Below are 18,452 nucleotides of genomic sequence, written 5' to 3' on the forward strand. Positions count from 1 at the left end.
TACAAATTTATTCATTTAGGTTAAATTTAGTTGATTATTCCTGTATTAAAAAGAAAAAGAGCCATCCTAACGAATGACTCTTGTGCCTATATTTTAAAAAAAATTATTTAAGAACAGGTAATTTTTCCGCTGCTTGCGGAAGTTTTATGTTCAGAATTTCGGCGATACTTGCCGCAAACTGCGGAACGTAATATTGCGCTTGTACTTTTTCTTCACCCACTGGGTTTATTTGTTTTCCAAAAGCCATAATCCAAGTTTGCTCTGCTCCTTTTATTTTGCTTCCGTGGCTACGCCAGCTGTTATCTTTTCCGTTATCACCACGACCATGGTCTGTGGTTAAAAAGAGGGTGGTTTTCCCTTTATAATATGGATTTTTATTCACTTCTTCCCAAACTTCTTTAATCATCTGATCTGTGCGATAGGCTGATTTTAGATAATGGTCGTAACGCCCATCGTGAGCAAAATCGTCAGTTTCTCCGTAGGCTATAAACAGTACGTCTGGTTGCTCTTTACGCATAGCTTCTAACGCATAATTATGGGTAAATACGTCAAAACGAACACCTCCCCAGCGTCTTGGGGTTTCTGCTTGTATTTTGTCTAAAAACAATTCTTTTTCTGAAGGTTTTTTAGATAAGGTACTTCTATAACCTGCGTTTACAGGAATTCCGCTACGTGTTTCGTTAATAATAAAAGGAAAAACATCCCAGCTACCAAATGCCATTACTTTATTTTTATAGGTTTTAGAGGTGTTGGCTAACTCTAAAATGGTTTTGTTTGGGTTATTGGTTTTATTGTTGCTATTTATACGCTTATCATCTGCTTTCCCTGTAAGGATTTCGTTATAACCAGGATAGGAAAACAGCATGGTATTTGTTAGGTTTACGTAATTCCCTTCCCAACGGTTTCCTAAAATAGCTCCGTTTTTGGCGATATAATCCCATACAAAAGGCATTAACTTTTCTCTTCGTTCGGTTGGGGTTTCTGCCCAAAAACGCTTTTTAAGTTCTTTTGGATTGCTTACAAACTCTTTATTGTCTATAAAAAGTTTATCGGCACCTCCAAATAATTCTTGCCAGCGCAATCCATCTAATGTAATAATAATTACTTTTTCTTGTGCTATTGCACTTGGAGCAAATAGGCTTACTAAAATCGTTATGACAATTATATTTAATCTTGTTTTCATTTTGTTTTATTTATTGGTTAATACTATTGCAACCACCATGGTTGTTGTCTAATCCCATCGTTACCTCCAAATTGAGCATTTAATGCGGCTTCTAAATTTATAGTGTTATTGTTATATTCTGAATTTGGATATACAAAACGATATGGAGGCGTTAAACTTTGCGGGTATTGAAACTCGGGAAATCCTGTGCGTAAATAATCGTAATAAATACGCCAACCTGTTTGTAGAAAACCTGTAATGTATTTTTGTGTAATAATAGTTTCTAATTGTTCTTCTACACTTCCTTCTAAGGTTAGAGAGGGTTGGTTTAAGTAATTTTGAATTTCTGTTTCGTTAAAATAATCTGTATATCTTTCTGCATGTAGCTGATAAAACATAAGGTTTGCGCGTACTGCATTCTGGAAGTGTGTTACGGCATTGGTATTAATCCAACCTCTAGTTGCTGCTTCTGCAAGAATAAACTCTACCTCCCAATAGCTTAATATATTATGAGGCTCGTTAGTTGGGTCTTTATAATAGCGCCTGTTTACTTTAGATATATTTCCGTTTTTCACTAAAGTTTCTTGAACCTCAGCGTAATTATCTGCTGGATTTCCTCCATTATAAGCTGTAAAATCGTTTACCGGAAGCCCTTCTGAAGCTGCACTTGCAGTATGCTCTGCTACAACAAAAAGCCTTGGGTCTTGTAGATCTTTAAGTAAATCTACATAAGTAGAAGCCATATACATACTTGATCCGTAACTACTTGAATTAAACTCCCCGTACCTGCTTCCTAACTGGTCCTGAAACTCCAATTGTGCATTATCCTCTAAAGAGCTTATCAATGCTCTACTGGCTACTTGATTAAATTTATCTGCGATACTTGTACTGCCTACAGTAGTTTTATGGGATAAGGTAATCAATACTTTTAACTGAAAAGAATTGATTAATTTTTTCCATTTAGTGTGGTTTCCGTTATAAATAATATCTCCACTTATGCTAATTTCTGGAGAAAGCAGCGCTTCGGCTTCATCTAACTCGTTTAAAATTCCTTCAAAAACATTTTCTTGACGATCATATTTAGGTTGATACAAAGCAGTTGACTCCCCTTGTAGGGCTTCGGTATAAGGAATATCGCCAAATTTCATGCTAAGCTGATAAAAGTGGTATGCTCTAAAAAACTTTCCTAAAGCTATATAATTAGGATCATCTAGACGTTTAGCTTCTTCTATCATTTTTGTAACTTGACGCAAAATATTGTAATTATTAAAGCTCCCAGATCCCCATTTATAGTACTGATAAGAGCTCTCTTCTCCTGTCTGAATAATCATTCTAGAAGCATACAACGCCGGAGTTCCTTCTACTTGAAATGTTTTTGCTTGGATATCGGTTAATAAAAGTTCTGGATGGGTTTGTTCCCCTTTATTAGGGTTTTTATTAAGTTCGTCTAAATCTTGGCAGCTATAGGTTCCTAAAGCTATTAGACAAAGTACTATATAATATATATTCTTTTTCATAATTAAAATTTTAGATTCACTCCTAATCCTATATACCTAGAGGAAGGATCTTGAATATTGTTTTCGTCTGTAGTTTTGTAATCTGGATCGGTATAATAATCTCCTTTGGTCAATACAAAAAGGTTATAACCATTTAAGCTTACATTGGCATCTTTAATGGTTTTACTCTTTAAAAGTTCTGTAAAGTTATAGGTTAAGGATACACTTCGTAGTTTTAAATAAGTTCTATCAAAAACGTTTGCAAAAGTTTCGCTTTCATCTTCGGTTACTCGTGCTCTATACGGGTAATTTTGCGACCAAGTTTGCCAACTAACCGGTGTGGTATGTTCAGAGAAAACACGTGTATCTGAAATTACATTTCCATTTACATCTCTTTTTAATTCTCCGCTTACTACATTCACTCCTTTAGGAACATATACGGGTGTTCCTGCAGCATATTCTTGATCTCGGTAGGTTACAGATTTTGGGTGTTTTCCTCCCCACCACATTTTTTCTACCACATGAGAACGCATAACACCGCCCCAAGCACCATCTATAGCTACATTTAATCCCCAGTTTTTATAGCTAAAGTTATTTACAAAACCAAAGCTCCAGTTGGGGTCAAAATGCCCTAAATAAGAGTAATAAGTATCGCGCGTTGGCAGTCCTGTTGCTGGGTCTAAAATTACTTTTCCGTCTGGAGACTTCATCCATTCTTGTCCGTAATAGCTATCTACTCTATCGTTTAATGATAGGTTACCAAACTTATCGGCTCCTCCTGTAATTTCTGTAATTTTTTTCACTTTTGTAGCCCAGTTTAAAACCCCAGACCATTTAAAGTTTTCTTTTTGGATTGCTTTATATCCTAAAGAAATTTCTACTCCATTGGTAGTATATTCGTTTCCGTTTACTTTTCTGTCCTCAAATCCTGAAGCTAATGAAATAGGTAAATCGATAATTTGGTTGGTATCTACCGTATTGTAATAAGTCGCATTTAATGAAAACCTATTGTTTAAAAATGACGTATTTAAACCAACTTCAAAAGAGGTAGAAGTTTCTGGAGAAATATTAGGGTTTACAATAGAGCTTGGGTATTCTAAACGCTGTAAGTTTGCAAAATTACCAGAGCTAGAATAATAAGAAGATAATTTGTATGGATCTAAATCTGAAGAAACTTTTGCCCAAGAGCTATAGAGTTTCATATAACTAATATAGCTTGGCATTTCTATAATATTGCTTAACAAGGCACTAAAAGAAACCGAAGGGTAGAAATACGAACGATTTTCTTTAGGTAATGTAGAAGACCAATCGTTTCTTGCTGCAATGGTTAAGAAATAAGTGTCTAAAAAGTCGAATTCTGCTGTTCCGTAAACACTATGAATAGCTTTTTCCCATAATTCATTCTCGGCACGTACCGGACCTGTAGAGTTCCCCATATTATATACCCCAGGAATAGTTAGCCCGTCTGTAGCGGCAAATTGCTCTTGATATTGTCTATAAAACACCGATGCTCCAGCATTTACTACAAAACCAAAATTATCTGAAATTTGATTTTTATAAGTTCCAAGAACATCATAATCAACATTTAACCTCGACTTGTTTGTAGTTTGGTAAGACCCTTCTCTTGGAGCTGAGTAATTGAAATACGATTTTGGACTTTCTAAGTCTTCAAAAGTTTTCTTTAGCACTCCAGAACCGCGTACTTGCACACTAAAGTTATTATCGATTTGGTAGTTTAATTTTAATTGAGCATTTACCAAATCTGAATTAAATTCTTTCACATAATTTTCGGCGCCAAACCAAGGATTATTATACCATGCATAATTCCAGTTTGCTTGCCTGTATCCTTCATAACCTGGTACCCAAAGGTTATTTTTTAACTCTTTACCATTTACATCGTCTCCCATCCAAATAAGCAAGGTATACATGTGCCCACTTGGGTTGTATGAATAATTAGGATAATTAGGAGAATATACTTTAGAATAGGTTAATTTACTACTCAAGGTTAACTTATCTGATAAATGCGTAAGCGATTTAAAACTTAAACCCCCTTGTTGTAAGCTAGAATTTGGTACCCTGTCTTGATTGTAAGAATAGTTTCCGTTAAGACGAAAAAAACCTTTTTCGTTTTTCTGACTAATATTAAATGTTGTACTAGAAATAACACTTGGACGCATAAACTCTTTTAAGTTATCATGACGCACCCAAGGCAATGGTTTACGCTCGTAGCGTGAACGGTCGTCATACTGTGTTCCGGTTACGCTCCCGTACCATTCAATTTCTTCCCCTGTTGTTTTATCTACAATAGGGCTATTCCATTGCGGAATTAATAAATTTCTATCAAACTTTGGTCCCCAAATCATATCGCCATCGGCAATACCCCCATCGGCACCGTCCCAAAACTCATATTTACCGTTAGAACCATTCCCATATTTTTTTTGTGTTTCAGGGAATACTGCATACCCTGCAGACATCATTACATTTTGAGCTACTTCTATCGTTAATCCGTTATCGGTCGCATCTTTAGTGGTAATTAAGATAGCTCCGTTTCTTCCTCTAGATCCATAAAGTGCAGAGGCCGTTGTACCTTTTAACACATTTATATTACTAATGTTATTTTGCTGAACATCAAAAAAATCTGTTTCTACAGGAATTCCATCCACTACCACTAAGGGTTCTTTTCCTCGTAAAGAAAATTTTGGTGCTTGAAACATTCCTGGAGGATTACTCACTTGAAGCCCTGCTACTTTCCCAGAAAACATACTCCCTACATTGGCTACAGGAATCTTATCGAAAGATTTTGTTTCTATCTGTTGCATAGAGTAACCTACTTTTTTCTCTGCTTTAGTAATACCTAAAGCGGTTACAACTACTTGTTCTAAGGCTTCTGTACTTGGTTCTAAAACAATAGTAAACCTTGTGTTATTTCCTACAGCGATTTTTTGTGTTTGAAATCCTACATAAGAAAAAACAAGAGTATCGGTAGCTATGGCATTAACAGAAAAGTTTCCGTCAAAATCTGTTACTGTACCTAATTTCTTACTACTCAAGCCTACATTTACTCCGCCTATAGGCACTTCATGAGGGTCGGTTACGGTACCTATAACTGGCTGTTGTGCATGTACAAAACCAGAAAAGCACAATAAATTAATGATTAATAAATACGCATTTTTTTTCATTGGTGTTGAGAATTTGTTTGGTGCAAAACTAAATTGCTCAACACGGTTTCGGGTTAACTACATTTTAGGATTATTTTAAGAGAAAAAGAAGATTTGGCTTTTATTAATAAAAAACAAATAACTACAAATCAATAAACTAAAAAAAAACACCCAAAAATACAGTTAACAAACAGCTAACATAAGTATAGGCTTATAGAAACCTAGTTAACTAAAATATTTTTTAAGGCTTGATGAACATTTGAATATTGAAAATAGAACTTTTCATTCAAAATTTTTTCGGCGCTTACATATTGCCCTTCTGTTACCATAACCGCCATTTCGCCCAACATTAAATAGAGTAAAAAAGCAGGGATATGCACTGGTAAAATAGGTTTATTAAGTTGCTTTGCTATAGCTTTTGTAAGTTCTTGGTTGGTAACTGGCTCTGGCGCTACAGCATTATAAACACCTTCCAATTTAAAACGCAAAGCATGTACAAAAATTGCTGCTAAATCTTGAAGATGAATCCATGATTGCCATTGCTTCCCTGAGGCTAACGGAGTTCCCATATAATATTTTATGGGAGTAACTAACTTTTCTAAAGCTCCTCCTTTAGCGCTAAGCACCAAACCAATTCTTATTTTACAAACATTAATTCCTATGGTTTTAAACATATCGGCAGCAGCCTCCCATTTTTCTACTACCTCGCCTAAAAAGTTATTTGCCGTTTCGGGCATATCCTCGGTGTAATAATTGCTTAACGATGGTGGATACTTGCCTACGGCACTTGCCGAAATAAAATGTGTAACGTTATGCTGAATCTGTTCTAATGTTGTAAAAAGTAACTTTGCCGATACTGTCCTACTTTTTAGTATATGCGCTTTATAAGATTTTGTCCAACGTTTTGCGATAGATGATCCCGCTAAATGGATAATTGTTTTTACTCCTTCAAAACAAGTTTCATCAATTTCATTTTTAGAAGGATTCCATAAAAAACCTTTAGCCTTTGGTATGCTATCCAATTTAGCAACTGATGTGGTAAGAAAACATACCTTGTAACCGGTAAGCATTAATTCCTTTACAATTTCTCTCCCTATCATCCCTGTTGCTCCTGTTACTAAAACTTTCATTTTTTTGTTTAAAAGTTACTACTATAAAAAACTATACACCAAGCGATTAATAGTAAATTAACATTTTATTTTTAGAGCAGTTGTTTTGTTGCGCGTAACATTTCTCGTTTCCCAGGAGGACCAGGCAGCTTTTCTACCAAAAAGCCTACGCTTTTCATGGCTCGTTTAGCTTTACCGTTTGCAGCATAAGTTACCAATACCCCAGCATTAGTTAATGCATCGTACATTTTTTTAAAAATAGAAGCTTCCCACAAATGAGGTTGTACCCGAATGCCAAACGCATCAAAATAAATTAACTGATAGGTGTTTTTAGCTAAAATAGCTTCAAACTTTAATTGTTGTTTATGAAGTGTAAAATTTGAAGTAATTTCAACAGGTTTTTCCCAAGCTGCATGATGAAGTGCTTTAAATATAGTTTCGGCCTCTAAAAACGGTAACGACTTATGATAGTTTAATTGGGACAACTCTTTTTCTTCTACCGGAAATGCTTCTACACCGGTATAATAAACAGTTGTCTTGTGATTAATAACTTCTAAAGCTGCAAGCAAAGCATTTAAGCCCGTGCCAAAACCTATTTCTAAAATAGATAATTTTTCTGTTGTTAAAAAAGGTTGTAATCCCATTTCAAGAAACACATGTTTAGCCTCTTGAATAGCTCCATGTTTGGAGTGGTATTGTTCATTCCAATCTTCAATTTGTATGGTAGTAGAACCATCTGCAGTAGTTATTATCTTTCTTTTCAAAATTTTGAATTACGGAATAGGAATTTTTAACTTTTTTATTCTAGGAATAGGCCCTGTACATTTAATTTGGTGACAGCTAATACATAGGTTTATTGCCTGATTATAATGCTCTAAAGCATTAGAAGTATCAGAAACTATTAATTTTTCAACCTCTATAAAAGCTGTTGCAAATTGCCTATAAGTAGTATCGTAATCCGATGGGGTTGTGAATGTCTTTGTGTGTAAATGCAATAAATTATAAGGTAATGAATCTATCTTTTCACCTGCCTCAAGTTTACGTTTTATGGTTTTATGCTCTTTATACATCTCTTCCATAAAAGCAGCCATTTCAGAGTGTGTATAGACTTGCAAAGGCTCTTTTTTTTCTGTAACTCCTTTTTCTTTAGGAGTATTTTTCTCTTTCGCAGTTTCTTCGCAACTAGAAAAAACAATTAAAAATGTAAAAATTGCAACAATACTTTTTAGCATATTTCTAGTTTATTCTTCCATCAAAACACCTTCTGCCATAAATGCATATTCGCGTTTAGGCTTTGTAATTTTTGCAATTTCTTCTTGAGTTTTCCCTGCATCTTGAGCATAATGCTGTAATTCCTCTACACTGGTTTCTGTGATATAGGCTTTCCCCTCTACAATGGCTTCGCGATTATCGGAATTTAAAGGAACAAAGAATTCATAATCTTTAAATCGCACAAAAGAAGTTAACGAGTCATCTAGCTTTAACCGCATCCAGCAGCCTTTTTTCTTACATACTTTATCTACTTGCGCTATAAATTTTACCGCTAAGGTATCGCCTACCTGCATTTTATCAAACTTCGCTTTCATTTCGGTATTAGTCAAGGCATCTGCCGAGGTTATTTTTTCTCCAAAACTCGCATAAGATTTCTCGGTAGTTTTTGTAGCTACAACCGTTTGGCTATTTTCCTGCTGCTTGGTTGCGTCTCCTTCCTTACAAGAAAATAAACTTATGGCTAAACTTAACAAGAGTATTTTTTTCATAAATTAAAGTTTTCTTAAGTATTGATAATCGCACAATTTACAACAAAATTAAAAAACAGGCTGCTTTTAATACAGGTTTTAATTTAATACTTTTGCATGAATCAAAAACAAAACACTATGCAAACCAAAAAAATCCCGTTGGATATCACAAAAGCGACTACTTCTAGACTTGCTGAAGTTGATTTTGACAATCTAGTTTTCGGAAAATACTACACCGACCACATGATGGTTTGCGACTACGAAAACGGGAAATGGAACACACCTAAAATTATGCCCTACGGACCACTGTCTGTAGAACCTTCGTGCAAAGCCTTTCACTACGGGCAAGCAATTTTTGAAGGAATGAAAGCTTTTAAAGATGAAAACGGAAAAGTATGGCTATTTAGACCAGAAGAGAATTTTAACCGAGCAAACATCTCGTGTAAGCGTATGGCTATGCCAGAATTTCCTAAAGAATATTTTTTTGAAGCTTTAGAAACCTTGCTAAAATTAGATGAAGCATGGATTAAAGCTGGAGATGGAAACTCACTATACATTAGGCCTTTTGTAATTGCTACTGAAAATGGAGTATCGGCTTCTCCTTCTAGCGCTTATAAATTTATGATTATATGCTGCCCTGCAAAAGCTTATTACAGCTCTCCTGTAAAAGTTACTATTGCTCAAAAATATAGCCGTTCTGCCGATGGTGGAGTTGGTTACGCAAAAGCTGCGGGAAACTATGGAGCCTCTTTTTACCCTACCAATTTAGCTAAAGAAAAAGGCTACCAGCAAGTAATCTGGACTGATGCTAGCACACACCAATATCTAGAAGAGGCTGGAACTATGAATGTTTTCTTTAGAATAAATAACACGCTAATTACCGCTCCTACTAGCGATCGTATTTTAGATGGAATTACACGTAAAAGCTTAATTAAATTAGCGCAAGACCAAGGACTCCAGGTGGAAATTAGACGTATTACAGTTAGCGAACTTGTGGATGCTGCTAAAAATGGAAGTTTAAAAGAAATGTTTGGTGCAGGAACTGCTGCTACCATTGCTCCGATAGAAGGTTTTGAGTATAACGGAGATTATTATGAATTACCAGAAGTAAAAGATGCTTATAGCCAATATCTAAAAAAATCGTTGCAAGATATTCAATACAATCGTGCAGAAGATAAATTTGGATGGCGTTACGAAATACAATTAGATAAATAACAACCTTACTTTATCTAAGCAGTTTTATAAAGAGAGGAAGTAATAAATACTTCTTCTCTTTTTATTTTAACTGAAGGTTTGTAAACCAAAAAGAGGTATCCCAGGTTAGTTCTTCTTCTTCCTTAAAGCAGTTTTTAAAACAATCTCCTTCATTTTTATTTTTTACTGGTTTATAGGTATGTTTAACTGTTTCTCCTATAATAAAATCAACAGGCGTTTTAAACATTGGCCCATTATAAACAAAGGTATGATATTCTCCATTCTCGCCACAAATATCTACACCATCAGGAAAAGAATCGATAAGTTCGGGGGTTAATTCTTTTCCACAATAAGATTTATCTAATACGCTGGCATTTACAGCAACAATTATTGCTTTGTAGCCTAACTGAAAAAATTCTGTTAATAGGGCTTTTGGTGCTGTATTCCAAAGAGGGAAATCTGCGGCTAAACTTACTTTTTGCAATTGAGTTTCTCGGTATGCACGTAAATCTTCTAAAAAAATATCTCCAAAAACTGCTGTAGTAAAACCTTCTGATTTTAGCTTTTCTGCATATTCCTGCATTTTTTTATTATATGTTTCTAAAGAAACCTCTCCGCTCAAAGCTATTTCTTCTAAAGGAATGCCTAAAGCTTTTGCCTGCGCACGTAATAAATCTGCCGAAACGCCATGCATGGATACGCGTTTTGTTTCTGCATTAAGGGTAGTTAATAATTTTTCTACAGGTTTATTTGCGGTGTTTAATTTATGTAATGCTAAACAAGCATCTTTTCCTGTACTCCAATTTAAGTAACGTTTTTCCATAAACTTTTTAACTATTAAAACTTTGTATGGCAAGTGCATAACCTTCCAAGCCAAAACCTACTATTACGCCTTTAGTATATGGTGCTATATAAGAGTGTTTTCTAAAATCTTCTCGTGTGTGTATATTAGAAATATGTACTTCGACTACTGGAATTTTTATCGCCTTAACCGTATCGGCTATAGCAATAGAAGTATGGGTGTAAGCTGCCGCATTAAGAACTACACCTTGAAAGTTTTCTTGAGCTTCTTGAAGTTTGTCTATTAATTCTCCTTCATGGTTAGACTGAAAGTAAGATAATTCTAACGTTTTAAATCTAAATTGTAATTGAGTAAAGTAATCTTCAAAAGTTACGGCTCCATAAATATCGGGTTCTCTAGCACCTAATAAGTTTAAGTTTGGACCATTAATAATTAGAATTTTCATCTTATACAAAGTTTTTCTCTAGCTAAAATACTATAAAAAAGAGACCGCCTAAAAATTTAGGCGGTCTCTTTTTTTATTTGCGTACAGATTATAAAACAAATAATAATCCAAATGATGCATTTCCTCCAAATGGGTTAGCAACATCTCCGAAACCTAAGTTAAATCCAGATACTGCTTCTGCTCCATCTGTATCTAATTTAGATGTAGAGAAAGATAAAACGTTCTTTAATCCAAAAGATAAAGCGATTTTTTCTGTTACAAAGTAGTTGATTCCTAAACCTAAACCAGCTCCAAAAGTGTTTGCTTTAACATCTTCTATTTTATTATCTAAAGAAGCATATCCTAAACCAAATTCTGCATTGGTTTTAAAACGCTCTCCTAAGTCTAAAAAGTAGTAACGTCCAAAAGCGCCTACTCCGAAACCAAAGTTATCTTCAGTATCAACTCCAGCGATTTCTTCTTTATAGCTTTCTAATGATATTCTACCTCCAATAGCGATATCTTCAGTAATAAAATACCCTACACTTGGGCTAATGTTAAATCCGTTTGTTTTCTCTTCAGTATTTTTGTCGTTTGTACTAGAGAATCCAACATTACCTTCTAAGAAAAGATCTCCTTCAGAGAAACCGTAAGTTTTTGCTTCTTGAGCATTCATTCCTGAGAATCCTAAAACTGCAACTGCAGCACTAAGTAATAATTTTTTCATGGTAAATTATATTTATTAATTAATAGGACAAATTTGATAAACTCCCTTTAACAATCATAGCATTTTAAATTAACTTTAAGAAAATGTTCTCTTAATGTTTCCCGATTTAAAACAATCACAAATACAACAGGCTATATATCAACACAAAAACATCATACATAGAATTATTATAAATAAAGTAGGTTTTGCCTTATTTACATATTTAGTGGATTACATAAGCAATAAACAAGGGTTAAAATGCTAACACCTGTATTAAACATTACATTTTTAAGCTTTATTAAAAAGTAAAAAAGTTATTATCTATGTATCTTTGTTTAAAAAAGTTATGAAAGGTTTACTTAGTTTGGTTTTATTTTTTTGTTTTTCTACAATAATTGCACAAGACGAAAAAACTTATGGTTTCGCTAAAGGTTCGCAATTTATTTCTGGAGCTGTAGGTTATAAAAGCAGCTCTAAGCCTGATAACTCCACCTTAAAAACTTTCACCTTTCAGCCTCGCTACGCATACTTTGTAAATGATTTTATTGCTATTGGATTAAGTGCAGGAATTGGTACAGAAACCTATAAAAACACCACAGGAAATAAAATAACCGATAACAACTCCTATTCCATTGATGCTTTTGGAAGGTACTACCTACTTCCTGGAAATAAATTTTCTGTTTTTGCCGAACTTGGTTTAGGCTACGGGCATTTAAAAAACCATATCAACAATAGCTCTTCTAATGGTATAAACGCTCACTTCTCTCCTGGATTAAGTTATTTTATCGCGCGTAATTTTGCCTTAGAAGCCAGTATTGGGCTACTTAGCTACGACCGTATTAACGCTAGCTACAATGAAAGCACTAAAGAAGAGGATTTCCAAATAGGTATAGATTTTGGCAACATTAACTTAGGACTTTTATTTACTTTCTAACCTATGAAATGGGGCGAAGCACTTAAGGCATATCAGCATTACCTTAAACTAGAGCGAGGTCTTGCGCAAAACAGCATTATTAATTACAGTTATGATATTCAGAAATTAATAGATTATATCGGCACCTATAAGCTTGAGGTTTCTCCTTTAACTATCAGCTCGTTAGATTTACAAACTTTTATTCAGCATATTGGAAAAAGTTATGAAAGTCGTTCACAAGCAAGAATCTTATCTGGATTAAAAGGCTTCTTTGCTTTTTTACGACTGCAAAATTACCGAGAGGATAACCCCTTAACACCTATCGAAACGCCAAAACAAGAGCGAAAATTACCCGATACGCTTTCTGTTTCTGAAATAGATAAACTTATAAATCAAATAGATTTAAGCCATCCACAAGGCGAACGCAATCGTGCTATTATAGAAACATTGTATGGTTGCGGCTTACGCGTATCTGAACTTATTAATTTAAAACTATCAGATTTATTTTTTGAAGAAGGCTTTATAAAAGTAACAGGTAAAGGAAGTAAACAACGCTTAATTCCTATAAACAATCTTACCGTTAAGTATATTAATATTTATAAGCAAAGAGAACGGAATCTAATCAAGATTCAGCCTAAACACGAAGATTTCCTATTCTTAAACCGTAGAGGAAAGCAGCTTACTCGAGCTATGATTTTTACCATTACTAAAACCTTAGCCGAAAAAGCCCAATTAAACAAAAACATTAGCCCGCATACATTTCGGCACTCATTTGCTACGCACCTATTAGAAAACGGAGCAAACTTAAGGGTTATACAGCAAATGCTAGGGCATGAAAGCATTACCACTACCGAAATTTATATGCATTTAGACAGAACACACTTAAAAGAGGTAGTTGAAAACTTCCATCCTAGAAGGTAAAAGAGCCATGTTTTTTCAAACACAGCTCTTTTCTTTTATATAGTATTATCAATTACTTTTCTGGAGAATTTTTAAGCACTTCTAATAAAAAGTTCCAAAACTTTTGCATTGAAGAAATACTTGCACGTTCATCAGGCGAATGTGCACCTAGAATAGTTGGTCCAAAAGAAATCATATCCATTTTAGGGTAATGGCTTCCTATAATTCCACACTCTAATCCTGCATGACAAGCAGCTACATTAGCTTGCTCTCCATTAATTTTTGTGTATAAACTGTCTAAGACTTTTAAAATCTCAGAATCTGCATTTGGCGCCCAACCTGGATACTCTCCAGAAAACGCTACTGTAAATCCGCCTAATTCATAAACCGAACGCTGTGCATTAGCAAAATCCCACTTATTTGTCTCTACCGAAGAACGTGTAAGGCACGAAATTTTTATATTTCCTTCTTTTACAATTACACGTGCAATATTATTAGAGGTTTCTACCAAGCCTTTTACTTCTGGGCTCATGCGGTAAACACCGTTTGGTGCAGCATAAAGCGTTTTTAATAACACTAATGTATCTTCAGCTGTAAGTGTTTCTTTTGGTAGGTTTACTTCAGTTACTACTACTTCCAAATCAGCTTCAAGAAGTTTATATTCGGCTTTTATAGCTAAGGCTTCTTTTTCTATTACTGCACCAAAATTGTTGTTTTTTGTAGTAATTATAGCATTGCTTTCACGTGGAATCGCGTTGCGTAGGCCTCCGCCATCTATTTCAGAAATACAAAATGCTTCTTCTTGGTAAGCTGTATATAAAACCCTATTTATAAGCTTATTGGCATTACCAAGTCCTTTGATAATATCCATCCCAGAGTGTCCTCCTTTTAATCCTTTTACGGTAACTTTATAAGCTTTACTCCCGTTTTCTACGGCAACAGGTGTATAGGTTTTTGTTGCTGTAATATCTACTCCTCCTGCACAACCAATACCTATTTCATCATCCTCTTCTGTATCTAAGTTTAACAGAATTTCTCCTTCTAAGATAGATTCGTCTAGATTTTTGGCTCCAGTCATCCCTGTTTCTTCATCTATGGTAAATAAAGCTTCTATTGCAGGATGCTCGATAGTTTCACTCTGTAGAATAGCCATAATGGTTGCTACACCTAGTCCGTTATCTGCTCCAAGTGTAGTCCCTTTAGCCCTAACCCAGTCACCATCTACATACATTTCTATACCTTGGGTTGCAAAATCAAAATTGGTATCATTATTTTTTTGATGAACCATATCTAAATGCGATTGCAGCACAAGCGTTGTTTTATTTTCGTAACCTTTTGTAGCAGGTTTCTTGATTACAACATTTCCTACAGCATCGGTTAAGGTTTCTAGACCTAGTTTTTTTCCGAACTCTTGCATAAAAGCAATTACTTTTTCTTCTTTTTTTGAAGGACGAGGAACAGCATTTAAATCGGCAAAATTATTCCAAACCTCTTTTGGAGCTAAATTTCTTATTTCTGTATTCATATTTTTTATTTTATACGCTTATTGGTTTTACAAAGGTACCGATTATCTTTAGAAATAAGAATTTGCTTAGACTTCTCTTAGGTTATAAATTTGTTTTCCTGTTTTTTAACTATTTATTTTTAATCACTCAATCTGTATAGCTATCAAAAAATGCTTATTTTGGCAATATGTATTTTTAATCATGAAGAGAAAAGCCTCAATTTTTTGGGTGGTATTTTTACCTGTTCAACTATTTATTTTACATCTTTTACAGCGTTTCCCTTCCCAGGTAGAATTGCTGTATAGCGAAGGTTTATACCCTAAAATTGCCTTGTTATCTCGAACTTTATTAGGCTGGATTCCTTTTTCGGTCGGAGATATTTTATATATACTTGCTATTTCATGCATCGCCAGGTGGGTGTTTATAGTTTTTAAATCTCGATTTAAAAAAGCAACTTCTCGGCTTATCCAGCTTTTAGCCACTTTTTCTATTGGCTATTTTTTATTCCATGTACTGTGGGGCTTTAATTATTATCGAGAACCTTTACATAAAAAGTTAAATATCGGCACAGATTACAATACAGAAGAGCTTATTCAACTCACGCACCAGCTTGTATTAAATACAAACCGTTTACAAATAGAAATTGCTAAAAACGATTCGACTAAGGTTGATTTTAATTATAGTTTAAATGAAATTTATAAAAAATCTGCTCTTGCTTATCAACAACTAGAAATTGATTTCCCAAACTTTACCTACCCTAAAAAAAGCGTTAAAAACTCATTGCTTTCTACCCCTTTAACCTATATGGGTTTTAATGGGTATTTAAACCCTTTTACCAACGAAGCACAAATAAACACAAAAATTCCTCTCTTTAAATTACCGAGTACCACCACACATGAAATTGCGCACCAACTAGGAATTGCTAAAGAAAGTGAAGCTAATTTTTTAGCCTGCTTAACAACCATGCAACACACCGATATAAGGTTTAGGTATGCAGGTAATGCCTTTGCCTTGCAGTATTGCTTAGGCGAACTTTATGCTCGTGATAAATGTAGTTTTGAAAACCTAGTAGCTCAACTTCATCCTGGAGTTAAAAAAAATTATCAAGAAGTGAGTGTCTTTTGGGAAACACATCAAAATATGTTAGAACCATTTTTTAAATTATTTTACGATAATTTTCTTAAAACAAATAACCAACCACAAGGTATAAAAAGCTACAATTATGTAGTTGCATTATTGGTAAATTACGCCCATAAAAACCCTAAGCATTTTTCTTAATTTACGTAAGTTTGCCCTATAAATCATACAAGATGAAAAGCATTAGTAGCCTTCATAATAAAAACATTAAACAACTATTACAATTACAAGAAAAATCTAGAACCCGACGTAAGGAAGGGCTTTTTGTTGTAGAAGGCTTACGCGAAATTAATTTAGCCATTGCCGCAGGATATATGTTTACAGAAATTTATACTTGCCCCGAAGTATTTTCGGCAGAACATATACCTCATATTAACACAGGCAACGCAACCTTAATTAACATTAGCCAAGAGGTTTATCAAAAAATTGCATACCGAAATAGCACCGAAGGTATAATAGGTATCGCTAAAAACAAACCCCATTTACTCTCAGCAATAGAGCTTCCAGAAAACCCGTTAATTCTTATCGCAGAAGCCCCAGAAAAACCTGGAAACATAGGTGCTTTACTACGTACAGCAGATGCCGCAAATGTAGATGCTTTTTTTATTGCCAATCCTAGAACAGATTTATACAACCCTAACATTATACGCTCTAGTGTTGGCTGTGTATTTACCAACAATATAGCCATGGCTAGCAGTGCAGAAATTATTGCTTTTTTAAAAGAAAAAAACATCAACATATACACCGCCATCTTACAAAAAGCCAAAAATTACACCAGCCAAAACTATAAAGAAGCTTCGGCTATTGTTGTAGGAACAGAAGCAGACGGATTGACAGATGAATGGCGAACCGCTGCAACACAAAACATAAAAATACCTATGGAAGGTAAAATAGATTCGATGAACGTATCGGTCGCTGCCGGAATTTTAATCTTTGAAGCCAAACGCCAACGCAATAATTAATGCTATTACCTATGGATGCTAACCTTCTTTTCTATCTTCTTATCGGAATTATCATACTAAATTTCTGCGTAGATAGCTTTATTGATTTTTTAAATGCAAAACATTTTAACGACCCTATTCCTAAACCTCTAACCGATGTTTATGCTAAAGATGAATATTTAAAATCTCAAGAATATAAAAAGGTACGCTATAGATTTAGTCGTATTTCCACCATATTTAGCCTTGTGCTTACCTTGTTGTTTTTCATCTTAGATGGATTTGCCTTTGTAGATAATTTTGCACGCAGCTATACCGAAAATCCTATATGGATTTCCATTATTTTCTTCGGGATTATTATGCTCGGAAGCGATTTGCTTACAACGCCCTTTGCCTATTACAGCACATTTGTTATCGAAGAGAAGTATGGTTTTAATAAAACCAATCGGAAAACATTTTTCTTAGATAAATTAAAATCTTGGTTGCTTATGGCGCTACTTGGCGGAGCCATTTTAGCATTAATCACTTGGTTATATTATAAATTTCCCGATAATTTTTGGTGGTACACATGGATTGTAATAAGTATTTTTTCTGTGTTTATAAATATGTTTTACACCACATTAATTGTTCCCATTTTTAATAAACAAACCGCATTAGCTCCAGGAGAGCTACGTAATAAAATTGAAGCTTATGCAAAAAAAGTAGGTTTTAAATTAAACCGTATTATGGTGATTGATGGCTCTAAACGAAGCACTAAAGCTAATGCTTATTTTTCGGGGTTTGGGAGTACAAAACAAGTTACCTTATACGATACGCTGATAAATGATTTGACGGAAGATGAAATTATAGCCGTTCTAGCTCATGAAGTTGGGCACTACAAAAAGAAACATATTCTATATAACCTAGTGGCAGGAATTATGACTACAGGAATTACGCTTTATATATTTTCGCTACTTGCGGGAAACCCTTTACTATCGGAAGCTTTACATATAGACATCCCTAGTTTTCATATCGGATTAATTACATTTGGGATTTTATACACCCCTATTTCTGAGGCTACAGGCTTATTAATGAATATCATAAGTAGAAAGTTTGAATACCAAGCCGATAATTATGCTAAAGAAACCTTTAATAGCACAGCCTTAATTAGTGGTTTAAAAAAATTATCGCAAAAAAGCTTTAGCAACTTAACTCCACATTCGTGGTATGTTTTTATGCATTACTCCCACCCTACATTACTTCAGCGAATGCAAAATTTAAAAGCCTAGG

The 18,452-nt window shown here is 34.5% G+C and carries 17 protein-coding genes; 6 read left to right on the forward strand and 11 right to left on the reverse strand.

Annotation, left to right across the window (positions count from 1 at the left end):
* Positions 1–103: 103 nt before the first annotated feature.
* From GGR32_RS06035 to GGR32_RS06065, 7 genes are all read right to left on the reverse strand, one after another.
* Positions 104–1,183, reverse strand: coding sequence for an alkaline phosphatase family protein (locus tag GGR32_RS06035; RefSeq protein WP_183477295.1), 1,080 nt, complete (start codon positions 1,181–1,183; stop codon positions 104–106).
* A gap of 23 nt (positions 1,184–1,206) precedes the next feature.
* Positions 1,207–2,679, reverse strand: a complete 1,473-nt coding sequence (locus GGR32_RS06040; RefSeq protein WP_183477296.1) for a SusD/RagB family nutrient-binding outer membrane lipoprotein — start codon at positions 2,677–2,679, stop codon at positions 1,207–1,209.
* A gap of 2 nt (positions 2,680–2,681) precedes the next feature.
* Positions 2,682–5,837, reverse strand: coding sequence for a SusC/RagA family TonB-linked outer membrane protein (locus tag GGR32_RS06045; protein ID WP_183477297.1), 3,156 nt, complete (start codon positions 5,835–5,837; stop codon positions 2,682–2,684).
* A gap of 200 nt (positions 5,838–6,037) precedes the next feature.
* A complete protein-coding gene (locus tag GGR32_RS06050; RefSeq protein WP_183477298.1) occupies positions 6,038–6,946 on the reverse strand; it encodes a TIGR01777 family oxidoreductase in 909 nt (302 codons plus the stop codon).
* A 71-nt stretch (positions 6,947–7,017) separates the two neighbouring features.
* Positions 7,018–7,689, reverse strand: coding sequence for a tRNA (5-methylaminomethyl-2-thiouridine)(34)-methyltransferase MnmC2 (gene mnmC2, locus GGR32_RS06055; protein ID WP_183477299.1), 672 nt, complete (start codon positions 7,687–7,689; stop codon positions 7,018–7,020).
* A 9-nt stretch (positions 7,690–7,698) separates the two neighbouring features.
* Positions 7,699–8,157, reverse strand: coding sequence for a hypothetical protein (locus tag GGR32_RS06060; protein WP_183477300.1), 459 nt, complete (start codon positions 8,155–8,157; stop codon positions 7,699–7,701).
* A gap of 9 nt (positions 8,158–8,166) precedes the next feature.
* Positions 8,167–8,685: a DUF4920 domain-containing protein gene (locus GGR32_RS06065; RefSeq protein ID WP_183477301.1), complete on the reverse strand. Its 519-nt coding sequence runs from the start codon at positions 8,683–8,685 to the stop codon at positions 8,167–8,169.
* Between the two features lie 117 nt (positions 8,686–8,802).
* On the opposite strand from GGR32_RS06065, the gene GGR32_RS06070 reads away from it, so the two are divergent.
* Positions 8,803–9,879, forward strand: coding sequence for a branched-chain amino acid aminotransferase (locus GGR32_RS06070; RefSeq protein ID WP_183477302.1), 1,077 nt, complete (start codon positions 8,803–8,805; stop codon positions 9,877–9,879).
* Between the two features lie 61 nt (positions 9,880–9,940).
* Here GGR32_RS06070 and GGR32_RS06075 read toward each other — a convergent pair whose 3' ends face one another.
* The 3 genes from GGR32_RS06075 to GGR32_RS06085 all read right to left on the reverse strand — a co-directional run bounded on the left by GGR32_RS06075 (position 9,941) and on the right by GGR32_RS06085 (position 11,811).
* Positions 9,941–10,681 (reverse strand): Dph6-related ATP pyrophosphatase, encoded by a 741-nt coding sequence (locus GGR32_RS06075; RefSeq protein WP_183477303.1) that lies wholly within the window; start codon positions 10,679–10,681, stop codon positions 9,941–9,943.
* Positions 10,682–10,688: 7 nt separating this feature from the next.
* Positions 10,689–11,105 (reverse strand): type II 3-dehydroquinate dehydratase, encoded by a 417-nt coding sequence (gene aroQ / locus GGR32_RS06080; RefSeq protein ID WP_183477304.1) that lies wholly within the window; start codon positions 11,103–11,105, stop codon positions 10,689–10,691.
* A gap of 88 nt (positions 11,106–11,193) precedes the next feature.
* On the reverse strand, positions 11,194–11,811 hold the full coding sequence (locus GGR32_RS06085) for an outer membrane beta-barrel protein (RefSeq protein ID WP_183477305.1): 618 nt from the start codon (positions 11,809–11,811) through the stop codon (positions 11,194–11,196).
* Positions 11,812–12,136: 325 nt separating this feature from the next.
* Here GGR32_RS06085 and GGR32_RS06090 point away from each other — a divergent pair, with 325 nt between their 5' ends.
* Both GGR32_RS06090 and xerD read left to right on the forward strand, forming a co-directional pair.
* Positions 12,137–12,724, forward strand: a complete 588-nt coding sequence (locus GGR32_RS06090) for an outer membrane beta-barrel protein (protein ID WP_183477306.1) — start codon at positions 12,137–12,139, stop codon at positions 12,722–12,724.
* Between the two features lie 3 nt (positions 12,725–12,727).
* Positions 12,728–13,624: a site-specific tyrosine recombinase XerD gene (gene xerD / locus GGR32_RS06095; RefSeq protein ID WP_183477307.1), complete on the forward strand. Its 897-nt coding sequence runs from the start codon at positions 12,728–12,730 to the stop codon at positions 13,622–13,624.
* A 52-nt stretch (positions 13,625–13,676) separates the two neighbouring features.
* On the opposite strand, the gene GGR32_RS06100 is transcribed toward xerD, so the two are convergent.
* On the reverse strand, positions 13,677–15,128 hold the full coding sequence (locus tag GGR32_RS06100; RefSeq protein ID WP_183477308.1) for an aminoacyl-histidine dipeptidase: 1,452 nt from the start codon (positions 15,126–15,128) through the stop codon (positions 13,677–13,679).
* Between the two features lie 181 nt (positions 15,129–15,309).
* Here GGR32_RS06100 and GGR32_RS06105 point away from each other — a divergent pair, with 181 nt between their 5' ends.
* Genes GGR32_RS06105 through GGR32_RS06115 form a run of 3 tightly spaced genes read left to right on the forward strand, consistent with a single transcriptional unit; the run spans position 15,310 to position 18,451 of the window.
* Positions 15,310–16,386: a DUF3810 domain-containing protein gene (locus tag GGR32_RS06105; RefSeq protein ID WP_183477309.1), complete on the forward strand. Its 1,077-nt coding sequence runs from the start codon at positions 15,310–15,312 to the stop codon at positions 16,384–16,386.
* 32 nt (positions 16,387–16,418) lie between these two features.
* On the forward strand, positions 16,419–17,207 hold the full coding sequence (locus tag GGR32_RS06110; protein ID WP_183477310.1) for a TrmH family RNA methyltransferase: 789 nt from the start codon (positions 16,419–16,421) through the stop codon (positions 17,205–17,207).
* A gap of 11 nt (positions 17,208–17,218) precedes the next feature.
* A complete protein-coding gene (locus GGR32_RS06115; RefSeq protein WP_183477311.1) occupies positions 17,219–18,451 on the forward strand; it encodes a M48 family metallopeptidase in 1,233 nt (410 codons plus the stop codon).
* Position 18,452 lies beyond the last annotated feature (1 nt).

It is taken from the genome of Mesonia hippocampi (genome assembly GCF_014197445.1).
GTDB lineage: Bacteria > Bacteroidota > Bacteroidia > Flavobacteriales > Flavobacteriaceae > Mesonia > Mesonia hippocampi.

What these genes read in the sequence shown, in the direction of transcription:
- xerD (WP_183477307.1), top strand. Translation starts at nt 12,728, where the DNA reads ATGAAATGGGGCGAAGCACTTAAGGCATATCAGCATTACCTTAAACTA.
- GGR32_RS06060 (WP_183477300.1), bottom strand. Translation starts at nt 8,157, where the DNA reads ATGCTAAAAAGTATTGTTGCAATTTTTACATTTTTAATTGTTTTTTCT.
- GGR32_RS06115 (WP_183477311.1), top strand. Translation starts at nt 17,219, where the DNA reads ATGGATGCTAACCTTCTTTTCTATCTTCTTATCGGAATTATCATACTA.
- GGR32_RS06085 (WP_183477305.1), bottom strand. Translation starts at nt 11,811, where the DNA reads ATGAAAAAATTATTACTTAGTGCTGCAGTTGCAGTTTTAGGATTCTCA.
- GGR32_RS06090 (WP_183477306.1), top strand. Translation starts at nt 12,137, where the DNA reads ATGAAAGGTTTACTTAGTTTGGTTTTATTTTTTTGTTTTTCTACAATA.
- aroQ (WP_183477304.1), bottom strand. Translation starts at nt 11,105, where the DNA reads ATGAAAATTCTAATTATTAATGGTCCAAACTTAAACTTATTAGGTGCT.
- GGR32_RS06070 (WP_183477302.1), top strand. Translation starts at nt 8,803, where the DNA reads ATGCAAACCAAAAAAATCCCGTTGGATATCACAAAAGCGACTACTTCT.
- GGR32_RS06045 (WP_183477297.1), bottom strand. Translation starts at nt 5,837, where the DNA reads ATGAAAAAAAATGCGTATTTATTAATCATTAATTTATTGTGCTTTTCT.
- GGR32_RS06065 (WP_183477301.1), bottom strand. Translation starts at nt 8,685, where the DNA reads ATGAAAAAAATACTCTTGTTAAGTTTAGCCATAAGTTTATTTTCTTGT.
- GGR32_RS06040 (WP_183477296.1), bottom strand. Translation starts at nt 2,679, where the DNA reads ATGAAAAAGAATATATATTATATAGTACTTTGTCTAATAGCTTTAGGA.
- GGR32_RS06100 (WP_183477308.1), bottom strand. Translation starts at nt 15,128, where the DNA reads ATGAATACAGAAATAAGAAATTTAGCTCCAAAAGAGGTTTGGAATAAT.
- GGR32_RS06050 (WP_183477298.1), bottom strand. Translation starts at nt 6,946, where the DNA reads ATGAAAGTTTTAGTAACAGGAGCAACAGGGATGATAGGGAGAGAAATT.
- GGR32_RS06035 (WP_183477295.1), bottom strand. Translation starts at nt 1,183, where the DNA reads ATGAAAACAAGATTAAATATAATTGTCATAACGATTTTAGTAAGCCTA.
- GGR32_RS06110 (WP_183477310.1), top strand. Translation starts at nt 16,419, where the DNA reads ATGAAAAGCATTAGTAGCCTTCATAATAAAAACATTAAACAACTATTA.
- GGR32_RS06075 (WP_183477303.1), bottom strand. Translation starts at nt 10,681, where the DNA reads ATGGAAAAACGTTACTTAAATTGGAGTACAGGAAAAGATGCTTGTTTA.
- GGR32_RS06105 (WP_183477309.1), top strand. Translation starts at nt 15,310, where the DNA reads ATGAAGAGAAAAGCCTCAATTTTTTGGGTGGTATTTTTACCTGTTCAA.